At 43.2% G+C, this 6,684-nt stretch carries 6 protein-coding genes, 1 tRNA gene, 2 rRNA genes and 1 riboswitch (1 of these 10 only partly in view); all 9 genes read right to left on the bottom strand.

Features of this window, described 5'->3' with window-relative positions; all coding sequences use genetic code 11:
• Positions 1–89 precede the first annotated feature (89 nt).
• Entirely contained in the window at positions 90–1,106 is a 1,017-nt protein-coding gene (gene tsaD / locus MHH87_RS16385) for a tRNA (adenosine(37)-N6)-threonylcarbamoyltransferase complex transferase subunit TsaD (protein WP_340750295.1), read from the bottom strand.
• Positions 1,103–1,546, bottom strand: a complete 444-nt coding sequence (rimI, locus tag MHH87_RS16390) for a ribosomal protein S18-alanine N-acetyltransferase (RefSeq protein WP_340750297.1) — start codon at positions 1,544–1,546, stop codon at positions 1,103–1,105. The genes tsaD and rimI overlap by 4 nt, the downstream gene beginning before the upstream one ends.
• Positions 1,543–2,250 carry a tRNA (adenosine(37)-N6)-threonylcarbamoyltransferase complex dimerization subunit type 1 TsaB gene (gene tsaB / locus MHH87_RS16395; RefSeq protein WP_340750299.1) on the bottom strand — a complete coding sequence of 236 codons (708 nt, stop codon included), beginning with the start codon at positions 2,248–2,250 and terminating at the stop codon, positions 1,543–1,545. The genes rimI and tsaB overlap by 4 nt, the downstream gene beginning before the upstream one ends.
• Positions 2,247–2,702 (bottom strand): tRNA (adenosine(37)-N6)-threonylcarbamoyltransferase complex ATPase subunit type 1 TsaE, encoded by a 456-nt coding sequence (gene tsaE, locus MHH87_RS16400; protein ID WP_340750301.1) that lies wholly within the window; start codon positions 2,700–2,702, stop codon positions 2,247–2,249. The genes tsaB and tsaE overlap by 4 nt, the downstream gene beginning before the upstream one ends.
• Before the next feature lie 138 nt (positions 2,703–2,840).
• Positions 2,841–3,170, bottom strand: coding sequence for a hypothetical protein (locus MHH87_RS16405; RefSeq protein ID WP_340750303.1), 330 nt, complete (start codon positions 3,168–3,170; stop codon positions 2,841–2,843).
• Positions 3,171–3,403: 233 nt separating this feature from the next.
• Positions 3,404–3,898, bottom strand: coding sequence for an energy coupling factor transporter S component ThiW (thiW, locus tag MHH87_RS16410; RefSeq protein WP_340750305.1), 495 nt, complete (start codon positions 3,896–3,898; stop codon positions 3,404–3,406).
• Between the two features lie 67 nt (positions 3,899–3,965).
• Positions 3,966–4,055: riboswitch (TPP riboswitch) on the bottom strand.
• Between the two features lie 258 nt (positions 4,056–4,313).
• Positions 4,314–4,389: transfer RNA gene (locus MHH87_RS16415), tRNA-Asp, on the bottom strand.
• A gap of 560 nt (positions 4,390–4,949) precedes the next feature.
• Positions 4,950–5,065: ribosomal RNA gene (gene rrf / locus MHH87_RS16420) — 5S ribosomal RNA — on the bottom strand.
• A gap of 87 nt (positions 5,066–5,152) precedes the next feature.
• Positions 5,153–6,684: ribosomal RNA gene (locus MHH87_RS16425) — 23S ribosomal RNA — on the bottom strand (it continues 1,398 nt past the right edge of the window).

Genomic DNA, 6,684 nt, shown 5'->3' on the forward strand with positions numbered 1-6,684 from the left:
TTATCGCATTCCACTATATTTCGACAACAAAACACTTTTGCACAAAAATAAAAGGAGTTGTGATGTTCACAACTCCTTTCGTACTATAACTAGACCCAGCTCATTAACTCCATGCCAGGTCGACCATTCATTTTTAAATTGCCCCGTGCACCAGCTTCGAACATAAATGACCCAGCTGCACCAATCATTGCCGCATTGTCTGTACAAAGCTTTAATGGTGGTACATAGAACGGAATACCTTCTTCTGCAAATGTTGCTTCTAATGACGTACGCAAGCCTTTATTCGCCGATACACCTCCTGCTGCAATCACCTGCTTTACACCATATTCACGAGCTGCACGCAATGTTTTTGCTGTTAATACTTCTACAACACTATCCTGGAATCCTTTTGCAACATGTTCCGGAATAATTTCCTCACCACGTTGATCCATATTATGTTTGTAATTTATAACGGCAGATTTTAAGCCGCTGAAGCTGAAATCGTACGAGCCTTCCTCTAACCACACGCGTGGGAATGGTACCGCTACGTCTGACTCATGTGCAAGACGATCAATATGCGGGCCACCCGGGTACGGCATGTTAAGTACGCGCGCAACCTTATCATACGCCTCACCCGCTGCATCATCACGTGTTTCTCCGATTACTTCAAAGCTACCGTGCTCACGCATTAACACAAGTTCTGTATGCCCACCTGATACGACAAGTGCAAGTAACGGGAACTCCATTGGCTGCACTAGTGTGTTCGCATAAATATGGCCAGCGATGTGATGCACACCAACAAGTGGCAAGCCGTTTACAAAGGCAAATGCTTTCGCCGCGTTAATGCCAATCAGTAGTGCCCCTACTAGTCCAGGACCTTCTGTAACTGCTACTGCATCTAAATGTTGTGGCGTCATGTTCGCTTGTTGTAACGCCTCTTCAATAACGATCGTAATTTGTTCGACATGATGACGCGATGCAATTTCTGGTACAACCCCACCAAAACGTTTATGACTTTCAATTTGCGATGACACAACATTCGAGATAATTTCTGTACCGTTTTTAATAATCGCTGCAGCCGTTTCATCACAGCTTGTTTCGATTGCTAATATATATTTATCCATCATAAATTCACCCACATTACTAGAGCATCCTCTTGATTGTCCGTGTAATACCCTTTGCGAATTCCACCATCTAAGAATCCAAGCTTACGGTATAGATTTTGTGCGACCGTATTTGTAACGCGTACCTCTAGACTCATCACATCCATATGCGCCTCATGAGCTATACGGATCGCCTCACGCATGAGCCCTTCACCAATTCCTTGACCTCTCGCAGTTTCCACGACCGCTACATTCGTAATTTGTGCCGCATCAATCACAAGCCACATTCCGCAAAAGCCGATAATATTGCCTGCCACGTCCTCAGCAATTAAATAATGCGAAAACTGATTTTCTCGCATCTCATAATGAAACGAATCGAGCGTCCACGGTGTCGAAAACGTTGCTAGCTCTATTTCATACACTGCTTCAACATCCTTTGACGTCATTCTTCGGTACTGGATCATCTGCCTTGCTCCTTCTTCTGTTCCTTAATCCAGTTCGCCTCGGCCTCTGCAATACGGCGATACTGAGGTACAAAGTTATGAACAGCCTCAACTGCTGGTAGTTCTTCTATTTCCGCTAAAGCAATAAGTTCAGCTGCACGTGGTAAATCAAGAGTATATGGTGCACGTAGCATGTTATCCCCTAATGCCGCAACAATTTGATCATAATACAGTTCTACGTCCGTTCCGATAAATAACACCGGTGTATTAAGGGCCTTAAGCTTCTCCAATAATCCATCAATATGGTCATGGTGCTCCTCAATAACCACTTCTAATGACCCACCCTTATAAGCAGCCGCATACACATTTTGTCGGCGCGCATCAAACAACGGACAAATAACGGCATTACATACTCGTACATTGGCAGCAAGTGCCTTCAAGCTTGAAATGCCAACTAGCGGCTTTTGTAATGACCAAGCAAGCGTTTTTGCAAGTGTTACACCAATACGTACGCCTGTATAAGAACCTGGGCCTTCTGATATAGCAACCGCATCAATATCTGCTGGCTTCATGAATGCTTTGTCAAATAGCTCATCAATCGCTGACATAGCCCCGACCGAATGCGTTAACTTTACATTTTGTACAACCTCAGCAACTACTTTTCCGTCTTTTACAAGTGCGACAGAAAGCGGTGCATTTGCTGTTTCAATTCCTAACCAAATCATTTTAATAACTCCTCACACAGCTGGACATATGTTGCGCCCATTGGTTTAAATACAAATTTCCGAGCATTGTCATCAATTCGTGTAATTTCGATTGCTAAACGGTCCTTCGGTAAATCTTCTTCAATTAAATGTGCCCACTCTACAACTGTCACTGCATCTGCGAAGAAAATCTCATCCCAACCTAAATCCTCGTCGCTATCTGCTAGGCGGTAGACGTCTAAATGGTTAAGAGGTAATCGCCCCTCATATTGTTTCATAATCGTAAATGTTGGGCTATTCACCGTACGTTTAATGCCAAGACCTTTTGCTAATGCTTGCGTAAATGTCGTTTTGCCAGCACCAAGATCCCCTTCAAGTGTAATTGTATGTTGCGCCTCTAACAGCTCCGCTAAATCATGAGCAAGGCGTTGTGTCTCTTCTAACGAGTGTATATTTTTCTCAAATACCTTCATCCATCATAGTCCTTCCCAAAATACATTACTTCTAGTTTACTTGAACGCCGACAAATGTTCAAAACGTATCGACTTTTTTCAAAATAAAATAAAGCTGCTCAATAGTCAGTAAAACTAACATTTTGAACAGCGTTATAACTACCGCGTAGAGTACCCTCGCTTTTCTATAATCTTTTTACTAACTAATTTGTCATTTTGAAAATGAATTTCATACGCCTGTGTAAGTAATATCTCATCTAACCATACATAGACACCTGGATTGGTCTCCTCACCGCCACCACCCGCAATAGCTACTACTTCCACATAAGAAATTCCTTTTTCAAGGAGACTATATTCAGTAAAATTCATATATTTTTGCCATCTATAATTATTCGTATCTTCTATATCTCTAATTTCATTTGAGCACCCAGATAAAATAACAAGCATCAACACAATACACAAATACATAAGAAGCGTTTTCACATGCATATAACTCCTCCTAAAGAAACGGCTTTCAATTCGTTTCCTCTAGAAGTATGTTAATGATCCATTGAATGTTAAATATTTTATAGACTTCATAAGTTTTAGGCAAAAAAAAAGTTTTTATGAGGTTATTCTCATAAAAACTAAAATGGCGATTTCGAATCGGCAATCAGCAACCATGTTACCCTTACACCGTCGAATCTTCTATATATTTTGTCTAACTTAAAATCTCTCTCTTGTCATCCTATAACCTTTTGTAAAACATGATTACGTTCTAATACTTTCAATAAGAAGAAAGCTAACGCAGCTCCAGCAAACGAACTTACTACAAATGCTGGTACTAATCCAAATAGTGTTGCCTCTTGCCCCAAAACAAGTGTGGCAATTGGATATGTTGCCATTGCTCCTAGAATACCTGTACCAATAACTTCACCGATTGCTGTTGCCATTGTATTTTTTGTTTTTGAATAAACAAAACCAGCCAATAACGCTCCAAGCATACTTCCTGGGAAGGCAAACAAGCTGCCCGTTCCCATAATATTTCTTACAGTAGAAGCTAATAATGCTTGAATAACCGCATAATAAGGTCCAACGATAACTGCAGTTAAAACATTAGCTAAATGCTGCACAGGAAATATTTTCGCAAATCCAAGTGGAATATAGACAATCGTACTATTCACAGCTACAATTGCACTAATAATTGCAGTATAAGTCATTTTTTTTGTTTTGTTCAATTAACAATCTCCTCCTTATTTTGTATATTGAACTACTAGTAAGCAGCCAAAAGACAAAAAAGGATATGCCGATGCCATGCTACTTTCCTACGCTAGTATTAACTAGATCAGGTTCAAAGGGTACTTCTCAGCCTTTATGGCGCCCCTAGTAGTATTAAACATTATTATAGTTGAAAATCTAATAAGTTTCTATATTTAGCTTAATTTATTGTAGCGCTCTGTATTATGATTGAATAATCGGGGTACACCCACTATGAACCACATTTAATAGTGATTAAGTAAATTGGAGCTCCAGCATCTCTTCATAGTACGGCCAAACATTTTGAAACTAATCCGATGTTTTAGAATTTTGATCATTTCTTTATTTTTAGGCAAAAAAAAAGCCCTTATGAGATTATTCTCATAAAAACTAAAATGGCGGTCCCGACCGGGATCGAACCGGCGATCTCCTGCGTGACAGGCAGGCATGTTAACCGCTACACCACGGGACCATATCTTTAAGACATTTATTATTATACCATCATTCCTAACAGATGACAATACTTTTTAAAAAAATACTGTAAATAGTTTAACGTTGTTAATGGAAGGCATTCCTAAAAGTCATATGAAATTTGAGTACTTTTTTTGTATTCTCGAATATCAGTTACCAGCTCTTATGCGCTGTCTTAATGAAAAGGATTTTTAATTGTATTAGAAGGCTAAACATATCTGTACTATCTACAACGCCCTAGTTTCTTTTCTTGCCGTTTTATTGGTATTTATAAAGTTTTAGATGCACTGCCTATTATGGGTGTTAGGATACATTTGTAAAAAGGGATACAAGAACAAAAGCGCTAAAGCGGTTGTTTAGCCCCGACAGCTGCTTGCGAGCTCGAAGCGAAAGTAAACGCTCCACCACTTTCGTCAGAGGGCAGACCGAGAACTCGAGGGGTTGGCGCTTGCGCCTAGACGTTGCATTTACTTATTTGAATGTTATCCACACGGCGAAATTTTATAATTTCCTTAACAATTAAAAAACCCCAAGGATTTAGTTCCTTGGGGTTTCTGTTCCGCGAAGCGACGTCCTACTCTCACAGGGGGAAGCCCCCAACTACCATCGGCGCTAAAGAGCTTAACTTCCGTGTTCGGTATGGGAACGGGTGTGACCTCTTTGCCATCATCACTTCACTTGCACATAGATGTGCTTATGTTGAAAGATTGTTCTTTCAAAACTGGATAAACGGTTCATTGAAAGTTAAAATATTTGGTAATAATGTGGTTAAGTCCTCGATCGATTAGTATTCGTCAGCTCCATGTGTCGCCACACTTCCACCTCGAACCTATCTACCTCATCGTCTTTGAGGGATCTTACTTACTTGCGTAATGGGAAATCTCATCTTGAGGGGGGCTTCATGCTTAGATGCTTTCAGCACTTATCCCGTCCATACATAGCTACCCAGCGATGCCTTTGGCAAGACAACTGGTACACCAGCGGTATGTCCATCCCGGTCCTCTCGTACTAAGGACAGCTCCTCTCAAATTTCCTACGCCCACGACGGATAGGGACCGAACTGTCTCACGACGTTCTGAACCCAGCTCGCGTACCGCTTTAATGGGCGAACAGCCCAACCCTTGGGACCGACTACAGCCCCAGGATGCGATGAGCCGACATCGAGGTGCCAAACCTCCCCGTCGATGTGGACTCTTGGGGGAGATAAGCCTGTTATCCCCGGGGTAGCTTTTATCCGTTGAGCGATGGCCCTTCCATGCGGAACCACCGGATCACTAAGCCCGTCTTTCGACCCTGCTCGACTTGTAGGTCTCGCAGTCAAGCTCCCTTATGCCTTTACACTCTACGAATGATTTCCAACCATTCTGAGGGAACCTTTGGGCGCCTCCGTTACTCTTTAGGAGGCGACCGCCCCAGTCAAACTGTCCGCCTGACACTGTCTCCTACCCCGCTAAGGGGCATGGGTTAGAAGTTCAATACAACCAGGGTAGTATCCCACCGACGCCTCCTCCGAAGCTGGCGCTCCGGGATCTCTGGCTCCTACCTATCCTGTACAAGTTGTACCAAAATTCAATATCAGGCTACAGTAAAGCTCCACGGGGTCTTTCCGTCCTGTCGCGGGTAACCTGCATCTTCACAGGTACTATAATTTCACCGAGTCTCTCGTTGAGACAGTGCCCAGATCGTTACGCCTTTCGTGCGGGTCGGAACTTACCCGACAAGGAATTTCGCTACCTTAGGACCGTTATAGTTACGGCCGCCGTTTACTGGGGCTTCAATTCGCAGCTTCGCTTGCGCTAACCACTCCTCTTAACCTTCCAGCACCGGGCAGGCGTCAGCCCCTATACGTCACCTTACGGTTTTGCAGAGACCTGTGTTTTTGCTAAACAGTCGCCTGGGCCTATTCACTGCGGCTCTCATGCGCTTTAACACGCTCAAGAGCACCCCTTCTCCCGAAGTTACGGGGTCATTTTGCCGAGTTCCTTAACGAGAGTTCTCTCGCACACCTTAGGATTCTCTCCTCGACTACCTGTGTCGGTTTGCGGTACGGGCACCTCTCACCTCGATAGAGGCTTTTCTTGGCAGTGTGAAATCAGGAACTTCGTCCATACGGACTCGCCATCACAGCTCAATGTTAAAGTATGCGGATTTGCCTACATACACACCTTACTGCTTGGACGCGCACAACCAACGGCGCGCTTACCCTATCCTACTGCGTCCCCCCATTTCTCAAACGGTGAGGAGGTGGTACAGGAATATCAACCTGTTGTCCATCGCCTACGCCTATCGGCCTCGG

Origin of the sequence: Solibacillus sp. FSL H8-0538, assembly GCF_038003525.1 — a bacterium.
In the GTDB taxonomy this organism is placed as follows: domain Bacteria; phylum Bacillota; class Bacilli; order Bacillales_A; family Planococcaceae; genus JBBOPI01.

What these genes read in the sequence shown, in the direction of transcription:
- tsaD (WP_340750295.1), bottom strand. Translation starts at nt 1,106, where the DNA reads ATGATGGATAAATATATATTAGCAATCGAAACAAGCTGTGATGAAACG.
- rimI (WP_340750297.1), bottom strand. Translation starts at nt 1,546, where the DNA reads ATGATCCAGTACCGAAGAATGACGTCAAAGGATGTTGAAGCAGTGTAT.
- tsaB (WP_340750299.1), bottom strand. Translation starts at nt 2,250, where the DNA reads ATGATTTGGTTAGGAATTGAAACAGCAAATGCACCGCTTTCTGTCGCA.
- tsaE (WP_340750301.1), bottom strand. Translation starts at nt 2,702, where the DNA reads ATGAAGGTATTTGAGAAAAATATACACTCGTTAGAAGAGACACAACGC.
- MHH87_RS16405 (WP_340750303.1), bottom strand. Translation starts at nt 3,170, where the DNA reads ATGCATGTGAAAACGCTTCTTATGTATTTGTGTATTGTGTTGATGCTT.